The sequence below is a fragment of the Lysinibacillus sp. NPDC093190 genome, from assembly GCF_050280425.1.
In the GTDB taxonomy this organism is placed as follows: domain Bacteria; phylum Bacillota; class Bacilli; order Bacillales_A; family Planococcaceae; genus Lysinibacillus.
Genome location: NZ_JBNNVG010000016.1, coordinates 26,018 through 49,061, shown reverse-complemented (window position 1 = coordinate 49,061; position 23,044 = coordinate 26,018). Strand labels below are relative to the sequence as shown.

At 34.4% G+C, this 23,044-nt stretch carries 24 protein-coding genes, 1 tRNA gene and 3 pseudogenes; 9 read left to right on the top strand and 19 right to left on the bottom strand.

Features of this window, described 5'->3' with window-relative positions; genetic code table 11:
- Positions 1-6 precede the first annotated feature (6 nt).
- Together ACQKOF_RS13850 and ACQKOF_RS13845 are read right to left on the bottom strand one after the other, a co-directional pair.
- Complete coding sequence (locus ACQKOF_RS13850; protein ID WP_427557943.1) at positions 7-156, bottom strand: hypothetical protein; 150 nt, start codon at positions 154-156, stop codon at positions 7-9.
- A 12-nt stretch (positions 157-168) separates the two neighbouring features.
- The gene (locus ACQKOF_RS13845) at positions 169-801 is read right to left on the bottom strand and encodes a class I SAM-dependent methyltransferase (protein WP_427557940.1); all 633 of its coding nucleotides are present in this window, start codon (positions 799-801) and stop codon (positions 169-171) included.
- 639 nt (positions 802-1,440) lie between these two features.
- Here ACQKOF_RS13845 and ACQKOF_RS13840 point away from each other — a divergent pair.
- Positions 1,441-2,091, top strand: coding sequence for a FusB/FusC family EF-G-binding protein (locus ACQKOF_RS13840; protein ID WP_427557938.1), 651 nt, complete (start codon positions 1,441-1,443; stop codon positions 2,089-2,091).
- Between the two features lie 105 nt (positions 2,092-2,196).
- Here ACQKOF_RS13840 and ACQKOF_RS13835 read toward each other — a convergent pair whose 3' ends face one another.
- The 5 genes from ACQKOF_RS13835 to ACQKOF_RS13815 form a co-directional block, all read right to left on the bottom strand.
- Positions 2,197-3,468 carry an oligosaccharide repeat unit polymerase gene (locus tag ACQKOF_RS13835; RefSeq protein ID WP_427557935.1) on the bottom strand — a complete coding sequence of 424 codons (1,272 nt, stop codon included), beginning with the start codon at positions 3,466-3,468 and terminating at the stop codon, positions 2,197-2,199.
- 328 nt (positions 3,469-3,796) lie between these two features.
- Positions 3,797-4,297 (bottom strand): hypothetical protein, encoded by a 501-nt coding sequence (locus ACQKOF_RS13830; protein ID WP_427557932.1) that lies wholly within the window; start codon positions 4,295-4,297, stop codon positions 3,797-3,799.
- A 420-nt stretch (positions 4,298-4,717) separates the two neighbouring features.
- The gene (locus ACQKOF_RS13825; RefSeq protein WP_427557929.1) at positions 4,718-5,314 is read right to left on the bottom strand and encodes a YpjP family protein; all 597 of its coding nucleotides are present in this window, start codon (positions 5,312-5,314) and stop codon (positions 4,718-4,720) included.
- A 605-nt stretch (positions 5,315-5,919) separates the two neighbouring features.
- Entirely contained in the window at positions 5,920-6,246 is a 327-nt protein-coding gene (locus ACQKOF_RS13820) for a hypothetical protein (RefSeq protein ID WP_427557926.1), read from the bottom strand.
- Positions 6,247-6,421: 175 nt separating this feature from the next.
- The gene (locus ACQKOF_RS13815) at positions 6,422-7,159 is read right to left on the bottom strand and encodes a hypothetical protein (protein WP_427557924.1); all 738 of its coding nucleotides are present in this window, start codon (positions 7,157-7,159) and stop codon (positions 6,422-6,424) included.
- 321 nt (positions 7,160-7,480) lie between these two features.
- Here ACQKOF_RS13815 and ACQKOF_RS13810 point away from each other — a divergent pair.
- A pseudogene (locus tag ACQKOF_RS13810) lies at positions 7,481-7,696 on the top strand (site-specific integrase); the annotation flags it as partial.
- Positions 7,697-8,264: 568 nt separating this feature from the next.
- On the opposite strand, the gene ACQKOF_RS13805 reads toward ACQKOF_RS13810, so the two are convergent.
- From ACQKOF_RS13805 to ACQKOF_RS13765, 9 genes and pseudogenes are all read right to left on the bottom strand, one after another.
- Positions 8,265-8,510, bottom strand: coding sequence for a hypothetical protein (locus ACQKOF_RS13805; RefSeq protein WP_427557921.1), 246 nt, complete (start codon positions 8,508-8,510; stop codon positions 8,265-8,267).
- 67 nt (positions 8,511-8,577) lie between these two features.
- A complete protein-coding gene (locus ACQKOF_RS13800) occupies positions 8,578-9,453 on the bottom strand; it encodes a helix-turn-helix domain-containing protein (protein ID WP_427557918.1) in 876 nt (291 codons plus the stop codon).
- A 461-nt stretch (positions 9,454-9,914) separates the two neighbouring features.
- A pseudogene (locus ACQKOF_RS13795) lies at positions 9,915-10,259 on the bottom strand (AroM family protein); the annotation flags it as partial.
- A gap of 179 nt (positions 10,260-10,438) precedes the next feature.
- Entirely contained in the window at positions 10,439-10,540 is a 102-nt protein-coding gene (locus ACQKOF_RS13790) for an AroM family protein (protein WP_427557915.1), read from the bottom strand.
- Positions 10,541-10,551: 11 nt separating this feature from the next.
- On the bottom strand, positions 10,552-11,496 hold the full coding sequence (locus ACQKOF_RS13785) for a DUF1177 domain-containing protein (protein WP_427557913.1): 945 nt from the start codon (positions 11,494-11,496) through the stop codon (positions 10,552-10,554).
- Between the two features lie 899 nt (positions 11,497-12,395).
- Complete coding sequence (locus ACQKOF_RS13780) at positions 12,396-13,163, bottom strand: ANT(4')-I family aminoglycoside nucleotidyltransferase (protein WP_427558104.1); 768 nt, start codon at positions 13,161-13,163, stop codon at positions 12,396-12,398.
- Positions 13,164-13,268: 105 nt separating this feature from the next.
- On the bottom strand, positions 13,269-13,790 hold the full coding sequence (locus ACQKOF_RS13775) for a hypothetical protein (protein WP_427557910.1): 522 nt from the start codon (positions 13,788-13,790) through the stop codon (positions 13,269-13,271).
- 240 nt (positions 13,791-14,030) lie between these two features.
- The gene (locus ACQKOF_RS13770) at positions 14,031-14,822 is read right to left on the bottom strand and encodes a class I SAM-dependent methyltransferase (RefSeq protein WP_427557907.1); all 792 of its coding nucleotides are present in this window, start codon (positions 14,820-14,822) and stop codon (positions 14,031-14,033) included.
- Entirely contained in the window at positions 14,810-15,241 is a 432-nt protein-coding gene (locus ACQKOF_RS13765) for a BrxA/BrxB family bacilliredoxin (protein ID WP_427557904.1), read from the bottom strand. The genes ACQKOF_RS13770 and ACQKOF_RS13765 overlap by 13 nt, the downstream gene beginning before the upstream one ends.
- 1,182 nt (positions 15,242-16,423) lie before the next feature.
- Between ACQKOF_RS13765 and ACQKOF_RS13760 the strand changes: the two genes are divergently transcribed.
- From ACQKOF_RS13760 to ACQKOF_RS13750, 3 genes are all read left to right on the top strand, one after another.
- Positions 16,424-17,047 carry an RNase A-like domain-containing protein gene (locus ACQKOF_RS13760; RefSeq protein ID WP_427557901.1) on the top strand — a complete coding sequence of 208 codons (624 nt, stop codon included), beginning with the start codon at positions 16,424-16,426 and terminating at the stop codon, positions 17,045-17,047.
- A 70-nt stretch (positions 17,048-17,117) separates the two neighbouring features.
- Positions 17,118-17,480, top strand: coding sequence for an RNase A-like domain-containing protein (locus ACQKOF_RS13755; protein WP_427557898.1), 363 nt, complete (start codon positions 17,118-17,120; stop codon positions 17,478-17,480).
- A 19-nt stretch (positions 17,481-17,499) separates the two neighbouring features.
- Entirely contained in the window at positions 17,500-18,087 is a 588-nt protein-coding gene (locus ACQKOF_RS13750; protein WP_427557895.1) for a hypothetical protein, read from the top strand.
- Here ACQKOF_RS13750 and ACQKOF_RS13745 read toward each other — a convergent pair.
- The 3 genes and pseudogenes from ACQKOF_RS13745 to ACQKOF_RS13735 all read right to left on the bottom strand — a co-directional run.
- Positions 18,060-18,743: pseudogene (locus ACQKOF_RS13745) on the bottom strand (IS3 family transposase); the annotation flags it as partial. The gene ACQKOF_RS13750 and the pseudogene ACQKOF_RS13745 overlap by 28 nt on opposite strands.
- Positions 18,741-18,808, bottom strand: a tRNA-Ile gene (locus ACQKOF_RS13740). The gene ACQKOF_RS13740 and the pseudogene ACQKOF_RS13745, both read right to left, overlap by 3 nt.
- Before the next feature lie 140 nt (positions 18,809-18,948).
- The gene (locus ACQKOF_RS13735) at positions 18,949-19,812 is read right to left on the bottom strand and encodes a Shedu anti-phage system protein SduA domain-containing protein (protein ID WP_427557893.1); all 864 of its coding nucleotides are present in this window, start codon (positions 19,810-19,812) and stop codon (positions 18,949-18,951) included.
- A gap of 311 nt (positions 19,813-20,123) precedes the next feature.
- Here ACQKOF_RS13735 and ACQKOF_RS13730 point away from each other — a divergent pair, with 311 nt between their 5' ends.
- The 4 genes from ACQKOF_RS13730 to ACQKOF_RS13715 all read left to right on the top strand — a co-directional run bounded on the left by ACQKOF_RS13730 (position 20,124) and on the right by ACQKOF_RS13715 (position 22,981).
- Positions 20,124-20,462 carry a helix-turn-helix domain-containing protein gene (locus ACQKOF_RS13730; RefSeq protein WP_427557890.1) on the top strand — a complete coding sequence of 113 codons (339 nt, stop codon included), beginning with the start codon at positions 20,124-20,126 and terminating at the stop codon, positions 20,460-20,462.
- Positions 20,463-20,487: 25 nt separating this feature from the next.
- Positions 20,488-20,694 (top strand): hypothetical protein, encoded by a 207-nt coding sequence (locus ACQKOF_RS13725; RefSeq protein ID WP_427557887.1) that lies wholly within the window; start codon positions 20,488-20,490, stop codon positions 20,692-20,694.
- A 71-nt stretch (positions 20,695-20,765) separates the two neighbouring features.
- Positions 20,766-21,500: a site-specific integrase gene (locus ACQKOF_RS13720; protein ID WP_427557884.1), complete on the top strand. Its 735-nt coding sequence runs from the start codon at positions 20,766-20,768 to the stop codon at positions 21,498-21,500.
- 353 nt (positions 21,501-21,853) lie between these two features.
- Positions 21,854-22,981, top strand: coding sequence for an RNase A-like domain-containing protein (locus ACQKOF_RS13715; protein WP_427557881.1), 1,128 nt, complete (start codon positions 21,854-21,856; stop codon positions 22,979-22,981).
- Positions 22,982-23,044: the final 63 nt, after the last annotated feature.

Sequence of the window (23,044 nt, the reverse complement as noted above, 5' to 3'; positions counted from 1 at the left end):
ATGCTCCTAACGTGTTACATTCCATCGGCTATTTACAAGATAACTTGCCCCACCTTGATGAATCCCCTTCAATCTTTGTACAGGTTTACTCAAAATAAGTTCCACTAACACATCATCTATCTCGAATTCACCATATAAATAATCAGAAATAATCATGTAAGCATCTTCCTAAGCACGATTCGAGAGTACAAAAACCCCACCACAATGCGAGATTGGGTGAAATTCTAATTGGCATACTCCTTTTAATAAGGAGCTAATTTCCTCATGGACAAAGTAAAATTCATCATCATCCCAATAATCAATGCTTTCTTGACGACATTTTTCAAGTTGCGCTCTTGTTTCAAACGCGATATCGCCGATAAAAATTTTGCCTGCAGGTGTTAGTTGCTGCAATAATGCTGTAATGTATTTCACCTTCATTTCATCGGTAAAATGATGCAGCGCGTACGTACTAATAATAGCGTCATATTTTTGATGAAGGAGCTCCGCTGGTAGCCCTTTTGACAAATCCCACTCCATAAAGTTTGCATCAGGCATTTTTTCTTTGGCGATTTCGATCATTTTCGAGGAGAAATCGAATCCATTGATAGTGTGACCATTATCATAAAGCTTTGCCGTTAATACCCCTGTGCCAAATCCAATGTCTAATACAGTTGATTTTGGAATGGACATGACCTCGTTAAAAATCGTATTTAACACTGCTTTATATCCTGCAAATGGATATTGATTGCTTTCTTCACTTAGCTGAACCGTTTTATCGTAACCATCAGCCCATAAATTAAATCCTAGTTGATTTAGCATAATAGTTCCTCCTATGTTTTCAATCGATTACGAGTTTGGAAGGTCTATTAGTACTAAAAAACCCTTGTTAGTTACTAACAATCCCTCTCCAAACATATAAATTTTTTTCATGACCGATAACCTGTTTCATAAAAAATTCCCCCTTTCAAAAATTCAAGCTCATCACCGTATAGTTGGGTTGATTTCAGTTCCGACTGGGTGCTTGGGCCTACACGATGTTGGTCACGAAGGCGTTATCACAGGATGTGATGTTTTTAGCCTTCGTTCCCCTACCCGCTTCGCTGCAGGGTCTGATCTGAACGCTAATCCCCAAGGAGTCATCCAGTCTCCACTCCAATCAACCTATACATATGACATACGTTTTGCGATGAACGAATATTAAACTATTATACCAAATATTACATATTCATAGTGAGTGAATTTTCAAACTTTATTTAATTCCTAAAAAATGCTATGATAAGAATAGTTTTCTTTTCAAGGAGGAATCGAAATGGACGCATTCTTTTGTAATGCTTGCTCTAGACCAAACACTTTACAGGTCAAAGAGGTCTAGAAAAGTTAACGCAAATAACATTAATTGAATGATCTCTTTAGGCCATAAACCTTTATTAAAAGCCTACAATACAGGAGTGAATTCAAATGGAAAAACGAACAATACAACCATTTTTAACGGTCGCAAACTATCATTTACTTGAGCAGCAAATGAATAAAATCATACTAACACTTACAACGACGAAAGATAAGGACGTCATCCTTGCCGTACACGGTATCGTTGAAAGCGAGATCACAGCAAAATTAGCGCTGTCCACTGAGGAAGCTGAGCTAATTGAACAGCTTTTTGAAGTGACAAATCGTGCACAGGGTGATGCGTATATAGAGCAATTAAAACCATACGTCATCCCTTTCAAAGCAGTCACTGCAAGCACACTGAAGAGCCTTTTTAAAAAGGAAAAAAAGCTAAAACTACCGAAACTTGAAGAAATGGATTTTCAGGAGATTTGTTATTTAGCTTGGGATGATCCTGGAACACATCGTAAATATGTCTTGCTAGAACAAGATGAAAAGCTAAAATCGATTAAAGGCACATTCTCCAATGATACTATTCGTGGAATATGTGCAATATGTAACCGTCATTCCGATGTTGGCCTATTTACTACGTCTGTAAAAGGGCAAATCGTTGGAACGTTCACGAATTATAGTAATTACATTTGCGCAGATAGCCAAATATGCAATCGACATGTGACGGATATAGAAAAAACAAAAGCGTTTTTCGAGCGCATCACTCAATAAAGTGAAGCATTAATCAGTGGGGTTTCCTTTATCCCACTGATTTTTAATTTTCACCAACGTACTTTATGTGCAGTCAATACCATACATAACTGAATCCTCTTTTTATTAAACTGAAGGTTGTCCCTGATCCACTTTCATAATCGACGATGCAATGATGACAAAGCCGAGCATTAAAACAAAGATTAAATCGAGTAAACCTGTATGCATAGACACCGTAAATACCGTAATAGTAAATGCATAGACGACAGAATGGAAACTACAAATGCCCTCCTGCTTCACTTTATTATAAAGAAGCGAAATTAAAGCACCGTATAAAAAGAAGCCAATTGCTACTAATAAATAGCCCCCATCTAAAAATAATTGACCGATAAAGGTTGGTGTAGTTGTGCGATTTCCACGTGTAATAACCTTACCCTTCTCCACACTCACGGAATTGACAACCTCTGTTACCATCATACGAGGTGAAATTTGCTCACCAGGTAATACCGTACTAAAGATACCTTTATGGACTTCACCGTTTAAATAACCGTTCTCCTGCGTATACTCAATAATTGTACTTAACACAATATGCCCTGTTACACTTTCTTCATTTAATGCACGCACCCATAACGGCGTTTGGTTTACCTTTTGTTCAGCCGTTAACAGCTGCTCTCTTGCCTCTTCCGTTAGCTCCACATCGGGCTGATCTCGGTTATTAAATTCTAATGACGGGTCCTCCATTAAGACACGAATAAAACTAAACATCGAGAAAGCTACACCAATAACTAACAGCGTTGTTAAAAACCACGTTAATTTCACTCGTTTTACTACATAGTGGATTATGATGATCCCTGTAAAAAGGATAATAATTAATGGCGTTCGATAGGCAACTAACACAAATAAAAACATGATAAATGCATAGATAGAACCGTAGATAAACGCTTTCTTCCATGTCATATGCTTTTCCAAAATCATTTTATAAGATAGCAGCAATAAAGCTCCAAACCATAGTAATTGACTAAAGAAGTTCAGCTTTGGATTTAGATTTCGGCGATTTGACTCATCTGAAATACCAAGGCCGCTTCCAAAAACCATCAATATGTACGAACATAAACCAAGTAACGTAAGAAACACGATAAAATGAATCACATATTTGCCTAAAAACGACAGACCAAATGAAGGGATTGTCCATTTCAGCTTGTCTATAACGTAAACACCTATGTAATAACAAATAACTGCTAAAATGACTGCCGGCCAAATGGAAACATGTATATTGAACATTTCAAATCTATGCCAATCAAACATGCTCGTAAAGAAATATAGCAGTAAAATAAATGGTAAAAAGAAATACGGCGAAAACGTATCGATTTTATTTAATTTTCTAAAAAATTGTTTCATATCCTTTCCCACCCTAAGATGCTCCCTCTCCCTAATTTTAAATTAATTTCCAAATATGTAAAACAAAAATAGTATACCATACCAACTTATCATTTTAAATATTTACTTACTATTTTTGTTAGTAATTTAAAATGAAATGAAGATAATCAAGAAACTTATCGAAGTATTTAAAGCTCAATAAGCATTTTCTGTCTTTGTGGTTCGAAAAAATCTATAGCTATTCGCTCTAGTTCACCTTTTACTATTTTCACAAGCTAACTATCTAAAAATGAAAACGAGTACGGTGCTTTTTTGCAACTTGTACTCGTTTAAGGTTTTATCATTTAATCTAACTTCCAAAAAGGATAACCTTCATATCACCATAATGGAATACCATGGAGGGATCTGCAACAGAAAAGCCAGGATTTGTAGGATGGGAAAGTCCAGCTCCCCCAACCACTTCGATTTCAAGTTTTCCACGTAATGGGCGTTCTCCTACTAAATAATCGCCTGTAGATTTGACATGAAGGATTCCATTTACAAGAGAACTTATATCAAATTCCAATCGAGTACAACTCCTTGGAGGTATAACAGTTGACGGAAGACCTTCTAGAAAAGGTTTTTCTTTCTCATTCGTTATAAAAGGAAGTGATATTCCTTCTATTGAAAGCTGTAAAGAAGGGCAATATTCAATCACAACATCAGCCTCTAGTGGTTTGCTTGTAGGGTTTTTAATAAGAATCACAAGTCGATTATTAGGCTGTCCAACTGTAGCTTCCAATGGAACAAGAAATGGTCCTGTAGTAATCGTATACTTTCTATTTTGACATGTTGATGTTTGATTTGACAAAGATTCACCTCCTAATAAAAAATATTACTTTCTGTATATCTTATTAAAATAAAAAAACAATTGCATAGACAGTTGTAGAAAGAATTCCACTTTATTTTTGATTGTATATGTAGTGGCTGGGAGATAGCTTCTCAAATTTAATTACTACTGAAAACAATACAAATCATAGAAACAAAACTATTGAAAAGATGAAGTACACGCATCTAATCTTATGGATGAAATCATCAACTTAAATTCATTTGAAGAATCTAAGGAATTCGAAAAATAATTAATTTGGGGTACATTTTGGGGTACATGCTTTTCTCTCCCCTTTCACATTAGAATGGTATCTAAATTATTAGCAATCTACCACAAACGTTGATATATCAATGTTTTCGAACAAAAAAAACACTCGCATTTTAAACGAGTGTTTCGTGACTATTAGGATAACCATTTCGGAGGTGTGTTTTTCTCCCAGTAAATATCCCCTAAATTATTATGTGCCATAAAGTCATCCTCGGCACTGTGGTAGTGGAAGTTGTAATAATAGCCTTCCTGTGGTCTTTTTTCTGTGCGGACATGGAAGCGAATTAAATCCATGCCTGTTTCATTGCTACTAATATTAAAAATTTTTTCTCCATAGTTGCCACTTGGCTTTTCAGAAATTGTTAACGATGCTAATGATGAATCGTCTAAGCTAGCTACTGTCATCGCAATGGCTTCCTCCATTTTCGGGAAGATAATGGAGTCAAATTCATTGCTAATCTTTGGGCCGATTTTTGTGCCAAATTTTATATAGGATTGCTCTTTCGCAGCGTCAACGAGCAATGCACTATAGTCGACTGGTTCTTCTTGTATTTCTGTCTCTATCGGAAGAGCAGCCGCTTCTGCAGTGCTTGTCCCAGGTGATGGTCCGATAGAAGCACGATTTGATGGATTTTGATCAAATGCTTCCCATATCTCATGTGTTGGCGTAATTAATCCAAAAGTTAAAAACGCAACCATAATGACGATACTTTTTTGAACCCATTTCTTCATTAATTAACACCTTCTCTTTATGTACAAATTGGTAATTCTATTACTTATATATACGCATAAGCCTATAAAAGGTTTCATATTTCCATAATTCATTGTACAATATTTATGTATAAAGTAAAAACTTCACATCTTGTGAAAACGTTTGTATGACCCTCATCCTGTTGCCCAAACTAATCGGGCATTTACTGACAGTATGCGGGTTAAATGTGTCGTTTTTTTAAAAGGAGGTACAAAACATGGAAATCGCAATGGGTATTGGTCTTTTATTAATGTTAGGTTACTTATCATCTTTATGCTTCACGAACTAATACAATTCCTTTGTAAAGAGCAATAATTAATTCCCACAAAGCCTACTACATCAATATTCTGTAGGCTTTTTACTTTTTATCAACAATGCATCAAAACACTTTAAATAACATTAATTTTGGGCTGTTTTTGGGGCTGATAATATATTGCATTGGTGGGCATGTTTGTATGAATGACTAAACACCTAAATTAGGGCTACTGCTTCAATCTTTTTTTGTTGGTCCATTATAAGAAAAGTTTTCTTACAAAAAAATAGCACTGTTTGGCACAGTGCATTTCTAGGTACATTAGATAACCCTTCAGAAGGTAACTTTATTTTCAAAATAACTACAGTTAGCACAAAGATAATCTTTATTTATAAATATAGCACTGTTCATATTTGACCAAGGAATATGTTCAGAACATCTTTCGCATTTATCTACATACTTATCACGTAAAATACCATTCTCTAAAAAGACATACCATTGTTTATCCGACAAACTTTCAGGTCCATTTTTTATGACAAGCAACGATATTTCTAACACTTCACCATCGTCAAATCTATTCTCGCTAATTAGTTCTTTCAAATATGAAATAAATTTAGATGATTCTCTTAATATTCTCTGTTTAAGCTGGTCTCTTTGCATAAAACCTCTCCTTTTTCCATCTACTTCAATTCGACAAAGGAAGGGATTCCCTTCCAATTTTAATAATAAAATAAAGCTGCTAAGCCCAAGACACCGACAAACATCCTATTCACATGTCAACCAGCCATAAAAAATTGCCCCCTTATCAAATAAATAAGAGAGCTATATATTGACTTTAATAGATTGGCTTTAAAATACCTACGGGAAGCCAAATACATTGTTCGTCATTTGCTTCCAAGTTATCCTTTACACATAGATAAGCATTAATTGAATCACTCACTGAATAAACAATGCTTCCTTTTTGCATGACTTTTTCAGTTTTAGAATCTATTAATGGATAGGATTTCGCTTCGGTATCTTCTGTTACCTCATAACGTACACCTGTTTTTCTAAATTTTGTATCAGCTACTTTCATATCTGAACCAGGATAATACTTTTCACACTTTAGCCCTCCCCCATCGCTCTTGCAATATTTCAACATTTGATTACCATTCATATCTACTATTGTAGAATCGCGCCATTCAGTGAATATTTTCCCGTATCCTCCGCTATCACGATTAATATTAATATAAGTTGGATTTGGATAGAAGGATGAGCGAATTTTCATTGGAACTTCTTTAAAAACTACCAGATTGGTTGCTTGTACCCGATATTGCCCCATTTGATAAAATGTTTTACCATCATATTTTTCAATATCATACGTTCTAAAGTAATTATTTCGCTTCACCACTAGCGAATCAAATGAACCATCTTCATTTTTCTTGTATACCTTGATGTCTTTTGTAAAGGTCATTTTTCCTGTTTGGTCTTTATATACATCTGCCCCATCATACCTTACGATAGCCTCTGATTTTGTAGGATTTACTACTGCAAATACGAATGCTGCTAGTAACACAATAAATAATTTTTTCATTTTTCTCCCCCTAACAGTTTTTTTAGAAAACATAATATCTTAGTATTATATACTAGTAATCTAATACTCTACCAATGGAAGTATAATAATGTTAAAAACCCAACAAAAGTATAGTGTTTTTCCATAACATAATTTCACCCATCCACCATTCTACCCAATTCTCTAAATTACATGGTCTATTATTTATTGACTGTGGAAGGCCATCACGTTCTTTTAACCAATTGTAGAAAGGCAAGTGAAGCAACGCGAATTAGCAGTTAAAAACCATTTTAATTTAGAGATACTATGCTAAAGGCTAATATACTAAACGATGATGGTGAACCAAAAATAACATTTCATGGTTTACGCCACATTCATGCCATGATTTTATGAAATAGCGGGCAAAACGTAAAAGTAATTGCGGAACGTTTTGGAAATACACCAGCAATGATTTATGAAATTTACGGACACGTAATGAAAGAGTTGGAAGAACAGTCAATGGAAGTTTTCAGCAGAAGTTTAAAAGTAGGTAATGGGGCTAAAACTGGGGCTAATTAGTTTGAAAGACCATGTAAACGTTGATAAATCAATACTTTTATCATTCGTTTAATGTTACACGAACTAATTTAGTCAAATGGAAACTTTAAACAATTCATATGTCTAATGCCATGTTATCAAGGTTTTTGCTATTATTTCTGAATTTCTTTTAATGCAATATGATGTAATGCTTCAAATTGGAGCTAGTTGACACTCTTTTACAGGGCAATACTGGTCTAATTGGGGGATTTAGAAATATGCGGCGTGTGTATAGAAATGTGTGAGAAAGATTGGAGCTAACAATTGGCTTCAACCTTTTTTTCGTTATTACCCACACATTGTAAAGAACCCATTTAAAGCTCTATAAGAGTTAGATATTTGCCTTTTAAACAATCAGACCAATAATTGAAAGCAGTTAAAGTAAAATACCCGTTGTACTTAGTCTTATTTAGTACAACTACTCACGGATGCGTTCAGGGATTACCTACTGCTTTTCAGCATCAACCAGCCCTCTACAAAGTAATGAATCCTTACTAATTTCACTCAAAGTACCTATATACATGACTAATTCATTATCACTCTTAATTGTCTATTTTTGTAAAAATACCTTGATTTTTTCAGCAAGTTCCCTCTTACTTTCAATATCTTTAATATTAGAATTCAAAATAGTTTGTGAAAGTACTGGATCTTTCTCAAAAGTAAGTATATTGTTTACGTATAAATCCATTATTTTGGGGTGATATTTTGAGATTTTTTCAACCTTTTTATTTATTTTTCTTTGGGGAGTACCGTATCCTAATAAAAAGTAGCTATTGAATATTAAATCGAATAACATAATATTATCCCTCTCTTTTTTTCATGAGGACCCTATAGTTTCAAACGAACTGGATCCAATAACTCCATTATTCTTCAAATGATAGATTGGTCGGTTCCTCTAAAAGATTCTTTTCAACACTAAAATGTGTTGTCGGAGTATTTTTATCAACTACCTCAAATCTAAGTCCATCTAACCAAACTTCTCCTTTTCCAGCTAATAAAATTCCGAACGATATTACTGCGCTGTTTTCTGGTACATCAAGTACTATTGAATATCGATTCCAATTATTTGTACCAATGATTGGTCTATCACCCATGTTATCGAATTGAAGTATATCATCCGAGGTACTATCTATTCGCATCCATAGGCCTGAAAATTGTTGGACATTCTTTGTTTGAATAAAACCAGAGAGCTCAATCCTTTCCCCTAAGAATTTATCAGCCTTAAATTCCTGCATCATTGTTGCAAATTCTCCTGGTTCTTGAACAGTTTTAGATTTTAAATAACCTGATGCTTTCCCTTGATGTATATTTTCCCGATCTGTTCCCATTTCATAATTAAAAGGATGACTCCCACTTATAAACCAGCCTTTAACTTTTGCCTCCATTATTTTTTCCTCCTTGTTTTTTCTCATGATTTTCATAATTTTTCTATATTGACCAGGTGGTAAGTTATATAGTTTTTTGAATGCACGTGTAAAAGATTCTTGTGACTCAAATTGATAAAAGAATGCAATATCAATAATTCTTTCATCCGTATTAAGTAGTGTACTTGCAGCATTTGCAAGTCGTCTCATTCGGATATACTCTGTGACAGACATTCCAACTGAGGCTTGAAAAACCCTGTGAAAATGATACTTTGAAAATCCTGTAATTTCATCAATATCATTGGCGGAAATTTGCTCATGTAAATGAGATTCAATCCAATGTATTGTTTTTTGAATTATCCATTCATATTTCAACGGTATTTCACCTCCCTTTCACTTATAATCATATCGAATTAAAATTAATGATTTTTGACTTTTTTTGCTATACTCTCTAAGCCAGAAATACTTTATCAAAATATCTCTAATTAAATACCCTATTAATGCGTGTAATTCAACTTGAGAATTGTACTTTATTGAGTATTAAACAAATTAAAAAGCCGATTCCCCTCGGCTTTTCATTGTTTTCCCTTCACACCTACCCGTGCGATTCTATATTCCTCATTCCTGGGTTAACTAAATATTCTATCGTAGACTTGCAAATCCAAAACTCTTTCCTATGGCCTATTCTGCCTTTCAAAGTCCTTAACTAGATTTCGAATAGAATAGTAAAAAGCGGATGTTTTTCCCGTCTGATAACAATTTCCCACAAAGTAGAAAAGATTGTAGACTAAATTTATCTATAGTAGCTACCGTCTGGAACGATTTTCATTCTAGATTTATAAGTATTCAAGCACAATTCCCGCTACTAAGGTACGCAGTAAAATTGTTAAAATACCACTCTCTTTCCGAACTATCTGTCTATGTTCTTCATTGTATCCCATACAATCCAATACAATTAGATCCACTCGATAATCTCGAAAATAACGAGCTGCTTCTTCAAAGTTGCCATAATCATACGGTGAAGCAACAGCAAACGTGATATCATCCGAAATCCCTTTCCACTTTTTAAGCATAGTTCTTCTCTGTTCTTCTAGCGGGATAATTAAACCTATCTTCGGTTGATCGGCCATTGCACTAATCATTTGTGTGACGATTCGGTTTGGATAAAAAATGGGCTTTCCACATGTGTTAAAGTCGGCAAATCATCTGTGCATAATACGACGAACATATCAACCTCTTGTTCTAACTTTGATAATTCATCTTGTAATAATGGTAGTAGTTTTCCTTCTGTCCATTATGATTGATCTGCCATCACGTAATCGCGAAATACATGTGTTCTTTTCCTTTCTCGCTATAACTGTTAGTAAACCAATGCTCCTCTTTCCACAATTTCAATATCTTTATTAAATATTTCTTTAAATGTAGATGTAATGTCTGAACGAGGCGATTGTCCATTAGTCAAAAAAACCGACTTTATTCATTCGTAGTCATCCCTAAAGTTTGAAGATGGGTCATTGAACCGTATAATTTATTCAAAAGCATAAATTCATCTTCATCATAAAACTTAGCAGTGCCTCTTCCGAATTCCTTCGCCACTTCAATACTAAAGCGCGCAGCCTGAGCTATATCTATTTCATGACTGGCACCTGTTCCACTACCAGGGACAACACTTTTTGTCGCTATTGCTAAACCAACTACTGGTGCAGACGTAGCTACTGCCGGCTGTAAAATGCTATTAATATGAAAGACCTGATTGCCATACGGTGTAATATTTTGAGTAGTTACCGCAAAAGTAACCGCCAAATCACCTGTCGTCATTTCTTTAATGCGTATTAAATCATCTGCAAATTTCAACACATAGCCTTCTTTTACTGTTGGAGAAATCGTGATTCCTCGGTGATTCAATACTCTATTTCCCTTTGTTGTGTCAATCGAAATAATGGCATCCATTTCTTCTAAAACTTCATACTGATTCATTGTAAAAATATCTACTGGTGAACCCATAAATTCTACCGGTTCATGCGGCTCAGTTGGTGCATCCGGACAAATATGAGTGGTAATATATACATCTCCCGCTAATACATCACCACGTTCCTTCATTTCTGCAAGCTTTAAAGCGACTGTCATTGCCGCAACTGCTCCATCCCCATCTGACACAAGGCCGATACGTTTAGGTCTTGCCCCTATACCGCCAAGGCGTCCAATAATTACTAAAGTAGGTGCATGTCCATCATTCAATTTTCCTTCTGAGCCCGGAATAACAATTTTCACAAAATCTGTTGCACCCCGCCCACCTCGTACAGTTTGATAGTATGCTTCCACACCTTCATATTCCTCAAATAGTTGTACCACTTTTTCACCATTCACTTTTGGATGATCTAATACATCTAAAATCAACAATGTCTGCTTTAGCGCCATATCTATTCCTCCACAATTTTTCTCTATTATTTTGGCTTGACGGCTTTTATGTAGAATCTTCCAAATTGTAAAGAGTAGGAATATTCCGAAATCAAAGAATTCAGCAAGGTTATTTTTACCACTTTGATCAATCGATATCTTCCAATTCAATACATGTCACATTACTAATATCTATAACGTCACATATCAGTAGAAGGCACTGCTTTTGAATATGATATTAGGTGTTATTAACAATATTAACGATTACGAGCAATGGCAGCGAATTCGTTTTCGATATTTGCAATATGACAATATTGCAAATGGTCTGCAGATCGATTGTTAAAATATTAATAAACATTGTTACATAAGTTCAAATACATTGGAACATTTATCTGAAAAATAATCAAAAAGAACTAGATCAGATACGATGACTGAGAATTCATTACATAAAAAAAGAGTAAACAAAGTCTGTCTACGGTCCGATAGCTCTTCTATAGGTCTGTTCTATGGTTCTTTTCGTCGTTTCGATGGCTCTTTCCGTCGCTTCTGAAACATCCTATCTTCATTTCCCAGTAAATTAGACAAGGGGCAGCCTCGCTTTTGCGAAGCCACCCCTTTAGTATTTAATAGGTAACATTTTTCGTAAATTGTAAAGTCTCAACCCAATCATCTGGGGAATAATATTATATTGAAACGTATATGTTTCATCACCGCGGTAAAATTCCACTGTGTGCCTTCTAACTTAAGCAACGCAAACCCAACCTTCTTTTGCGTCCTTGCAGCCCCAAAGCATGCGCCAGTGTGAATAAGTATCTACAAAAACAAAAAGCAGAATTCCAGATTACGTAAATATGCCACCTATAATAGCACGATTCATATTATACTATAGAGTTTTTAAAAAGTAAACATTTTATTTTAAGTTACCACGGTATAACAGTTGAACATTCAATATTATATCCATGTCGAGCAGACCATTTTAGTAAAGAATCCCAATAGTTTTCACAAATAATAATAATTCTCTGTGGATCTGAGAGATTACCAGACATCACCAACTCACATAGAATGTCAAATCCCTCAGGCTTATCTGTAAACGACAATGCTTCCGGTAATACTTGAACAGAAGTTGTAAAAAATTGTTTATTGTGTAATCCCAAAATCATCGCACCTACTGTAGCAATTTTCATAGCCAAAATCGGTAAAAATGTTTGAGGACCTTGCATTTCAATATTTCTCAATTTGCCAATATACTCGTACATTTCTTCTACTAAAGTTCGACAGATAGCTTCTTTAAATATTGAGCTATCTACTGAGCTGGCTTTTGATTTTAGTTCCGGGAAAAAATTACTCGGGTCATAAATAGGTAGAATGTTGAAAAATTGTCCATGCGTCAACGGCCATTCTTCGTCAACTGTAGCCGCCTCTCCGATAATATCTTCTGCACTTTCAAAGTTCACCTCTGCCTTCCAACGCTCTGCTGTCCACTCATAGGTAAAACTTTCATCTAAAGTGTTTAAAATACATTTAATTTCTATATCTGAAAAAGGTCCATCTGTTTTTCGTGCTAATGAACCGTAAATTCCGATAGCTTGAACCTTCGAACCATATCTTTCTAAAACTTGGTTTGCAATTGAATAAACAATTTCCATTCTTTCTTCTCTCGTTACTTTTTTCGGACCAATCATATTTATCTCTCCTTGTGAATGAATTATTTAAATGAGGTATATAATTGGCCGTGGAGGACCACGAGCTTAACGAGGAATTTTATCTGCTGTCATGTGCAAAATCACCTTTCCTTAATTAACATTCTGCTTTCTCTTTTCCAACAAATCCGAAATTTTGTCTATATCCATTTCAAACATAATCGAGTCATGTGATAGAGGCGCAAAATAATATGTAACTTTTTCTTTCCCACATTCTTCCTCTAACCGCAACCATTTTTCAGTTGGTAGCAAACAAAAAGCCAGCGTATCTCCGCCAAGCGAATCCATGTACCAACGGATTTGATATTTCGGAGCAATAAAGTCCTGTACAGCTTTCAAAGTTGTATCCCTATCCGTTCTTTCTTCATCATATGGGATTGCTTTCTTCACTTCATCTTTTATCAAGAAAATATCAACACACCTTGGCTTATCATTTTCAACTAGTTCAACATTTATTTTATCTTCTTCAAGTAAGTATTCGTTAAAATATTCCGCGATCGATTCATCAAAATCTTTCCAATCCACCCAAACTAATGCTTCGCTATTCCAAAAGCTTTCTTCTTCCGCTGATGGATTTTTCAAAAACTGCTCGATTTTCTCCTCTATTTGGTTCATACACATACCTCTCAAAATTTGATTTTCATTGCTTAAATGACATTTCTAGCCCATCTTTCTTTTACTAATTTAATTATTCTACTATATTAGAAAGTGAATTAATGCAATTGCAAAAGTCCCACAACACTCCAATAAAGTAACAATCTTACACTGTTTCATATTACCATATTTAAAATTTTAGATAAAAAATAGAGGCCAGTTCAAAATGAATAAGCCTCTTGAAAACACTCAATATTTACTTCAATCAACATTCAGAGCACCATAATGAAACTTCGCAGTTGTTCTTTTTAATTGTTGAAAATGATATTTGGCAAACCATTCTGAGCGAAAATGAGCCTTTAACACTACCCGTTTTCTCGCCACTCGCTTCGCCTCACTGACCCATTCATCTGTTAATGTCAAATGTTCCCCGGCTAAGCGTAATGCTTCAAAATTATTGGCCTCTTCAATAACCTCTTCAAACATCGGATCCATATATACGACATCAAAAGTATTGTCCGACAAAGTCTTCAAATAGCTGACTGCTTCAGCCTGCACCACTTCAATTTGGCGCATGCATTCAGTTAACGGTAGCTCAGTCGTATCATAAAATTGCATTCCATGCTCAACAATAAAGGCCACATTAGAATTCGCTTCTAGTCCAACGACTCTGCCCGCTTCTCCAACTGTAAAAGCCGCCAACATAGCATCCGCAGCAAGTCCCAATGTACAATCAAGCACCGAATCTCCTTTTTCAAGCTGTGCCGCTTCTAAAAACGGCTCCGCTTCCCCACGAGCTACACGCTTTAAGCGAAACGCTGCTGAATTCGGATGGAAGAAAAACGGCTCATTTGCACCAAAAGCATAATATTCAAAACGATTTTTCCCAGCAACGATCACATGCGCATGCAATTCCTGAGAGATCTTCCGAACAGAACGCTTTTTTCTTAGCTCAAACGAAGCATCTAATTGTTCACACGCAAAAGCAGCGAGCGCCAACGATAAATCGTCTGGTCTGCCCGCTGTTGTAACAATGGTTTTTACTTCTCGCATGTTTGCTCTAAAACACCTGTTAAATGTGTAACGATTTGCTCCACAGGGAACCCTTCAATTTGTTCACGTGGAATAAAGTATGCCAATTCCCCATCCTTTAAAATCGCCATCGATGGTGAACTTGGCGGCACATCCTCAAAAAAGCTACGCATCGAAGCAGTCGCTTCAGGATCCTGACCCGCAAAAACAGTCACAAGATTATCAGGCTTAACCGTCTCCACTGCCTCACGAGCAGCCGGACGCGCCAACCCAGCCGCACAACCACAAACCGAGTTAATCACAACCAACGAAGTTCCCTTCGCCTCCGCCATAAACTCATTCACCGCATCAGCCGTCGTAAGCTCCGTAAATCCAGCCCCCACTAACTCCTCACGCATCGGTTTCACTACCTGTTTCATATATTCATCGTAAGCGTTCATGCTTTTACCCTCTTTCATATGTATTCGCAAAGGTTATTATAGCAAGGTTTTACGTCATTGTATAATGATTCGATTTCACCGTTATTCACTTGCAATCGGAATTTTGGTTGCTTTTTTGTTGCTTTGGTTGCTTTTTATTTTTAGTGAATAACTTTTGAAAATTGAAGGTTTCATTGGAGTGTCAGTGCTGCTCTTATATAATAACTATTAGTTTGGAAGAGGTGGTTCTTCTTAAGACTAAAATGAAGCGGAACAAAATAAAAAAGAAACCCCTTCTAATGAAATAGTAGTTACTATAACTTTACTTTCTTCTGTAGTTTTTGACACATCTTTAAACGGATGTTTCCCATTAGCAATTAAGCTAGATGCGTTTGCAAGATTTAAAGACATTTAACTGCCTGTTAAATTTTGTTTAGATTGAAGTTTCCTTTTTGCGTTCATCTTTAATTCATCCCGTTTGTTATTGTTTGCATCATAATAAGAATTCGTTTTCGGAAGTTATATATCCAACTTTAGATGTAAGTATTTCACTCCTCAAATTAATGTACCTTCGACTAACTGCTAATTATTATGCAAGGTTTAAATATCCTATCCCTTTAACCAAAAATAACCCCTTTGTCATGAAATCTTGCAGACTGTTTTACGCAATTATACCCCACTTTTTTTATAACCATATATCCAAAAGCTTTTACTTGTCATATAATTACATATTTTCTCAAAAGTTTCTATATTCTTATTTCTTGATATCCTCACCTAAAAGAGAATAAATGTACTTAAAACACAAACTTACACACATAAAAATGATTTGCTAATACAACTTTGGTAACATATACTATTTTTGTGATAAAATTGTAAAAAATAAATTATAGGTGGTTCTGTATATGGTTTGAAGTATTCCCGGTCCTAGTAAAAAAATTAGTACATATGATATTGACACAAACAAAGTCACAAAAGTCATGAGGAAAATTGCCTTAGAAAAAAAATCAAAATCAAACACAAGTAATTCATCTAAAGGTAGTAAACAAAATCCTAAACAAGTTATAACTAAATCAAAAACTGCACTTGAAAATGGTGTAAGGTCACAAATTACTAACAGAGAATCTAATTCAAGTTCTAACAATTTAACTAATATTAGATCAGATACTGGTTATCAAATTTTTTATAGTGTTGATTCATCTAATATTGGTAGTCAGTGCAGCTAAATCATCAAATAATAAATATTTGGATATTGCAGGAACTGTTTTTGATATTGTAACTGATTTTATCCCTGGAGTTGGCACTGCAAAAGACATTTATAATGTTTATCAGACAATAGTAGATCCTAAATCAAAAGTTGCAGATATTGCATTGGCTTTAGTTAAAACATCTGCTGCAAAAATCCGAAAAATGGATATAGAGGATACGAGAAAACTTGTTAACGCATCTGAAGGTAAAGATCGCGGACACACAAAAGACCGTCATCTTAATATAACTGACGAAAAATTACAAAATCGTTCTAAGACCGAAGCTAAAGAGGGTGCAAGTAGATTTAGTAGTCAAAAAGTTATGAATGAATTTGTAAATAATGTATTAGATAAAGAAGCCGATAAAATTGCCTCTTGGTTAAAGAGCTCTAATAAAAAAGATTTTGCATCAGGAAAACACAAGTCAGCTACCTCTTTAGGGGATGGATACATATATGATGCAAAAAAGAAAACATATAAACACATTGATAAACTTAATACAGGAAAAGTAGTGTTAAGAAAAGATGATAGTAATGAATATGGTTTTATTGTATTAACCAGTTATCCTATAGTTAAAAAATAATTACAACCGTTGAAGTTTTATGTTTTATTTATTAACATATTCTTTAATCAGTTTTAAAGGGAGAGAAAAAATGATATCAAATAATGAAGTAATGTTTTGTAAATTGACGGATGAAGAACTTGAAAGAAAATTAAGAATTTCATTTACTGATATCACGTGTTTTTATAATCGAGATACAGCAATAAATGCTATAAATGAAACTTTAATGATGCATAGTGAAGAAATCGCAGAATGGATATGGCAAGATTCCAGTGAATCACATAGACGTATGAGATTAGAGTATACTCACCAATTCCCTATAGGCTATGGTATTTCAAAGAAGAGAAAACAAAAATATACTGACTTAACAAAGAGTTATCTCGTTTTAGAAAAATCTGGTTTGCACGACGAAGGATTTTATATAATTTTTACTGCACCATTAATTGAATACTAGCTAAAAGGAGTCGCTAAATATGATAGTTATAGAAGAAATAAAGTATTTTATAGACGCACATTTTTTCCAGGGTATTGGCTGGGATTTGATAGAAGATGCAGTTATTGATCACCGAAAAATAAGTAAAGAGGAACGAATTAAATTCAAAGAAGAAATTTTATATATAAAAAATTTGTTAGATCAAAATCAATTTAAAACAGTAAAAAAAATTATTGTGAACAATGATTTAGAAGGTACAAAATTAACTGATATTGAGGATATGCAAAGATTTGTGAATGAAATTTTACCTCTTATTGAAAAATTCGAATTAAAAAAAGAAATTTCTTATATTCCATTAGAAAGTCTAAAATATATGATTGAAACTATAATAATTCCAACAAAAACATCATTATCTTATCCATTTTTCGCCATCGATATCCAAAGAGAAGGAGATACATTTATTCAACATTTCAAGCAAGATTTGGAATATGTAGAACAAGCCTTTAAAGAGAATGATAAATCAAAGATTGAAGAGATACTTCAAATTTCGCAAGAAAAAGGTGTTTATATTTTTGAATCTGAATATAGAAACTCTTTTATTCAAGAAGTTATGGAGAATTTGTCATAATTTAATGAGCTGAACGACGGAATCATTTCATGTTTCTTTAGTTTTTCTTGAAATGTTTCACTCGTATATTGCGTACCTAAATCGGTATGGATGATCAATCCTGGGGCTGGATTTTGAGCTTGTACAGCGTGATCCAATGCTTCAACGACCAAATCTACTGTCATTTTTCGTGCGAATTTATAACCTACAATTTTCTTCGAATGTAAATCAAGAACCGACGCCAAGTAGCACCATCCATCGCGGATCGTATGAATATATGTAATATCAGCTACCCATTTTTCATTAACCGTCGTTGTATGGAAATCTTGTTCGAGTACATTTTCTCGTTCTTCCACAGGTTTCTGCGTTGGCGTCGGACGGTACGTTTTTGTGATGTTCGAGCGAATACCAGCTTTTTTCATGAGTCGTTGTACGCGTTTAATACTGACTTTCACGCCTTCTTTGAGTAACTGTACATGTATTTTCGGCGCACCGTATCGTCCATCACTTTCTTTGTGAATTGCACAAATACGTACTGTAATTTTTTTGTTTTCAACTTCGTACACGCTTGGTTTCTTGTGGAAAGACTGATAATACATACTTTTAGGTACCTTTAAAACGCGACACATTAATTGAATAGGATAATGTTCGCTTTCGTTTTCAATATGGACTGCATACCTTGATGGACTCGAACCACCGACCTCACACTTATCAGGTGTGCGCTCTACCAACTGAGCTAGAGGGGCTAAACCTATATTTGAAGATAATTCCATTCTATTATAAGAATAACATTTTAAATGTCAATAAAATTAGATGAACTTTTTAATTTAACACCTATTATTATGCTTATGTAAGAACATAAATCTGTTACAGTTTGAAATTTTATTCTATTAAATTTTTATAAAGCTTTCGTGCATTTTCTAATACTTCATCAAAGGTTAAGACTCTAACTTTTCCTTGATTATTTATATTAAATCTCCTTATTTTCCTTTTTTGTTCTTCAGTAAGGACTGACATCATTCCTAATATTAATAATCCCTTAGGAGCTGTTATTGAAGGCATTAGATTATTAGCATATGCGATATTTCTTTCCACCCAATCTTGGAAGTCTAACACTTGACCCAAGGCATGTGTAAAGTGAGAAGTAAAATCATTTGCTTTAGTGAAAATAGGTGTAGTTGGCTTTTCAATTTCTACTAATACATATTCATCATTAAATTTTCTAATTACAAAATCAGTTATATAGTCTGAACCTAGGCGTTGTTTTGGAATTATTTCTTTAGCCAATGGATCTATTAACACTGGATGATTAAATAAATACTTCTGATATTCTTCTTCTGTTAAATTGGCTGTATTAATTAATTTCTCAAAATTATTAATGACTTTTCTATTTATTTTAATGGACGTCTCTCTAAATATCTTAAAAATGTAATCTGTGAAAGCATTATTATCATATATATAATTTTCTACTTCTTGCTGAGAGAAAAATTTAATTATTATCCCAAATAGTTTTTTGTTGGTAAGGCTCTCTGTGACAAGCTCATGCATTTTTTCATCTGCAAAATTTGCCATTTCATTATCTATTACAGGGTTTAGAACAAAAGGATTATCATCTTCTATAAATAGAAGCTTATTATTTTGTTTCTTTGATGTAAAATAAATAGTTTCAATTATGGCATTTTGTAGAATATAACCCTCAGCATTATCAACCAGTTCTTTTAAAGTTCTAATCCCATCAATCCCCAAGGGCGTATGACTCCCCTATTCCATGAGTACCAAGAGAATAAGGCAAACAACTTCATGTATCATGCCTGTATACCTTCCTTCATGCTTGATGAACTGGAGCACTCTAATGCAAGTGCCCTTAAAGTCGAATATGTACAAATACTATTTAATGTCGAATACGATTTTGCAGTAAAACGATTGGAGCAATACATAAGCAATAAACAATTATGCTGAATTGGAATAGCCTGTGAGATGCAGCTGTTTTATATTCATAAAAAGATAGACATGCACATAAATAAGCATTCAAAACAAATGGAATGGAGGAGAAGGATGTGAGCTTAGGTGAATTATTGAAGGAGCTTCGTGGTGACGAGGGCTTACGTGATGCAGCGAAACGAATGGAAATTACGTATTCTTATTTGTCCATGTTAGAAAAAGGAACTGATTGGCGTACAGGTAAGCCCCTAAAGCCAACACCAGAAACGCTACATCAAATCGCAAACGCATATAAATACGACTACATGAAGCTGATTGAGGCTGCGGGTTATTTGCATATTTCAGCTTACAACCCTGCACTAAAAGAGCCGTTTACACATAACCCCTCTTTACAGCAATGGTATAAGTCTCTCCCTCTTTGCAATAAGAAGGATGTTGAGAAACTAAATTGGTAAAAGTAAAAGCAAAGCTCGTGAAAGAGTGGAAAACGCAATTGCTGAGTTAAAGAAAGCATATACCGTTGATGCAAAAATAACGTTTGATGAGTTTAGTAAAGATTGGTTGAAGCTCTACAGAATGAAAGGCAATAAGGAAACGACTAATGAACATCGTGCCTACTGCATTGCCCTACTCAATCGTTACTTAGCCAAAAAGAAAATGACAGCCATTACAACCATTTTCAAATAGGTGCTCTCAATCACCTATTTGAAAATGGTACAGCATTTAATACGCTGCGTGGTACTCACAATGCTGCCAAAATGATTTTTGCCTATGCAAAAGAAACTGGATTAATTGAGATGAATCCTGTGGAAGCTACTCTTGTACCGAAGAAAAAAATGACGTTAGAGAATGTTATTACTGAGGAAACAGCGAAGCTTTATTTAGAAACAAATGAATTGAAGGAATTTTTAAGTTACGTGGACAAACGCCGTAATATCATGTATCGCACATTGATTTACACAATCGCCTTTACAGGTATGCGTCCAGGAGAAGCAATTGCCCTAAATGTCGATTTGGAGAAGAAGATTATTCATATCAATAAAACGGTGTATGCTAAAAAAAGCATTAGAGGTGACTTCGAGCTCACTCCCCCAAAAACATTTGGCAGCATCCGCTCCGTGGATATTGATGATATTGTGGTAGAAAAATTGAAACAACTCTACAAATGGTGTGAAGATCGTGAATGGATAGAGTCTGATTTTGCATTCGGTGACAAGGAAGGCATACCTCCTACCGTCAAAATGCTCAACCAAACCGTCCGATGCCTTGGAAACATCACAGACATCAACAAACAGTTCCACACCTACATCCTCCGCCATACACATATTAGTCTACTGGCAGAGGATGGTGTGGATTTAAACTTCATTATGAGTCGGGTTGGGCATAAAAATTCTGATACTACTACGAAGATTTATTTGCATGTTACTTCTGGGATGCGAGCAGTTGCTACTGAAAAAATGCATGTTAAATTTACGAAGCTGTTGGAAGATTAAAAATTCGAAAGGAGATACTACTTACGAATATAGTATCTCTTTTTGAATTGTTGGTATGTCTTGAAGTTAAATAATAACCCCTTTGTCACGAAATCCAGCGGACCCTTTTACACCATTAGACCCAACATTTATTTCTAATTATATATCCAAAAGCCCTTTTATTTGTCATATAATTACATATTTTCTCAAAAGTTTCTATATTCTTATTTCTTGATATCCTCACCTAAAAGAGAATAAATGTACTTAAAACACAAACTTACACACATAAAAATGATTTGCTATTACAACTTTGGTAACATATACTATTTTTTGTAATAAAATTGTAAAAAAATAAATTATAGGTGGTTCTGTATATGGTTCGAAGTATTCCCGGTCCTAGTAAAAAAATTAGTACATATGATATTGACACAAACAAAGTCACAAAAGTCATGAGGAAAATTGCCTTAGAAAAAAAATCAAACTCAAACACAAGTAATTCCTCTAAAGATAGTAAATACAATCCTAAACAAGTTATAACTAAATCAAAATCTGCACTAGAAAATGGAGTAAGGTCACAAATTGCTAACCGTGAATCATCTAATTCAAGTTCTAACAATTCAACTAATATTAGATCAGATACTGGTTATCAAATTTTTTATGGTGTTGATTCATCTAGTATTGGTAGTACAATGCTTACACTTAACAATCTCAATAGCATGAACGGTGTGAGAACAGCATCGTTAGATACCGTTGAAATTTCAGGAGAGTCAAGACAACTATTTGCGGCTAAATCTTCAAATAATAAATATTGGGATATTGCAGGAACTGTTTTTGATATTGTAACTGATTTTATCCCTGGAGTTGGCACTGCAAAAGACATTTATAATGTTTATCAGACAATAGTAGATCCTAAATCAAAAGTTGCAGATATTGCATTGGCTTTAGTTGACTTAGTTCCTGGACCAAGTGTTAGCAAGTTGAAAAAATTTGCTGATGTAATTATAGATAAATTTAGTTTAAATAAATCTACTGCAAAAAAATTAACGGATGCTTTAGTTAAAACATCTGCTGCAAAAATCCGAAAAATGGATATAGAGGATACGAGAAAACTTGTTAACGCATCTGAAGGTAAAGATCGCGGACACACAAAAACAACGCATCTAGAAATTACAGATGAAGCATTACAAAATCGATCTAGAACCAAAGCCAAAAAAGGTGCTAGTAAATTTTCAAGTAATAAAGTAATGAATGAATTTATTAATACTGTTTTAGTAAAAGATGCTGATAAGATTGCTTCTTGGTTAAAAAGTAATACTACACGTGACTATGCTTCCGGTACCCACAAATCAAATAGCCCTTTAGGGTATGGATTTAAATATAATAATAAAAAGAATTCATATGTGAAATCTGACAAACTTAATACAGGTTTAGTAGTATTAGAGAAAAATGCTAGTAATGAATATGGCTTTATCGTGAAAACAGCATATCCATTGGTTAAATAAACAAAATCTTGAAGTTTTGTTTATTGTTTATTAACATAGTTTTTATACGTTTTAAAGGAGTTG

Coding starts and splice junctions, on each gene's coding strand:
- ACQKOF_RS13770 (WP_427557907.1), bottom strand. CDS start 14,822: ATGCGAGAAGTAAAAACCATTGTTACAACAGCGGGCAGACCAGACGAT.
- ACQKOF_RS13840 (WP_427557938.1), top strand. CDS start 1,441: ATGGAAAAACGAACAATACAACCATTTTTAACGGTCGCAAACTATCAT.
- ACQKOF_RS13820 (WP_427557926.1), bottom strand. CDS start 6,246: ATGCAAAGAGACCAGCTTAAACAGAGAATATTAAGAGAATCATCTAAA.
- ACQKOF_RS13815 (WP_427557924.1), bottom strand. CDS start 7,159: ATGAAAAAATTATTTATTGTGTTACTAGCAGCATTCGTATTTGCAGTA.
- ACQKOF_RS13845 (WP_427557940.1), bottom strand. CDS start 801: ATGCTAAATCAACTAGGATTTAATTTATGGGCTGATGGTTACGATAAA.
- ACQKOF_RS13765 (WP_427557904.1), bottom strand. CDS start 15,241: ATGAACGCTTACGATGAATATATGAAACAGGTAGTGAAACCGATGCGT.
- ACQKOF_RS13755 (WP_427557898.1), top strand. CDS start 17,118: ATGATATCAAATAATGAAGTAATGTTTTGTAAATTGACGGATGAAGAA.
- ACQKOF_RS13850 (WP_427557943.1), bottom strand. CDS start 156: ATGATTATTTCTGATTATTTATATGGTGAATTCGAGATAGATGATGTG.
- ACQKOF_RS13750 (WP_427557895.1), top strand. CDS start 17,500: ATGATAGTTATAGAAGAAATAAAGTATTTTATAGACGCACATTTTTTC.
- ACQKOF_RS13805 (WP_427557921.1), bottom strand. CDS start 8,510: ATGTTATTCGATTTAATATTCAATAGCTACTTTTTATTAGGATACGGT.
- ACQKOF_RS13785 (WP_427557913.1), bottom strand. CDS start 11,496: ATGGCGCTAAAGCAGACATTGTTGATTTTAGATGTATTAGATCATCCA.
- ACQKOF_RS13715 (WP_427557881.1), top strand. CDS start 21,854: ATGGTTCGAAGTATTCCCGGTCCTAGTAAAAAAATTAGTACATATGAT.
- ACQKOF_RS13825 (WP_427557929.1), bottom strand. CDS start 5,314: ATGAAGAAATGGGTTCAAAAAAGTATCGTCATTATGGTTGCGTTTTTA.
- ACQKOF_RS13720 (WP_427557884.1), top strand. CDS start 20,766: ATGATTTTTGCCTATGCAAAAGAAACTGGATTAATTGAGATGAATCCT.
- ACQKOF_RS13835 (WP_427557935.1), bottom strand. CDS start 3,468: ATGAAACAATTTTTTAGAAAATTAAATAAAATCGATACGTTTTCGCCG.
- ACQKOF_RS13775 (WP_427557910.1), bottom strand. CDS start 13,790: ATGAACCAAATAGAGGAGAAAATCGAGCAGTTTTTGAAAAATCCATCA.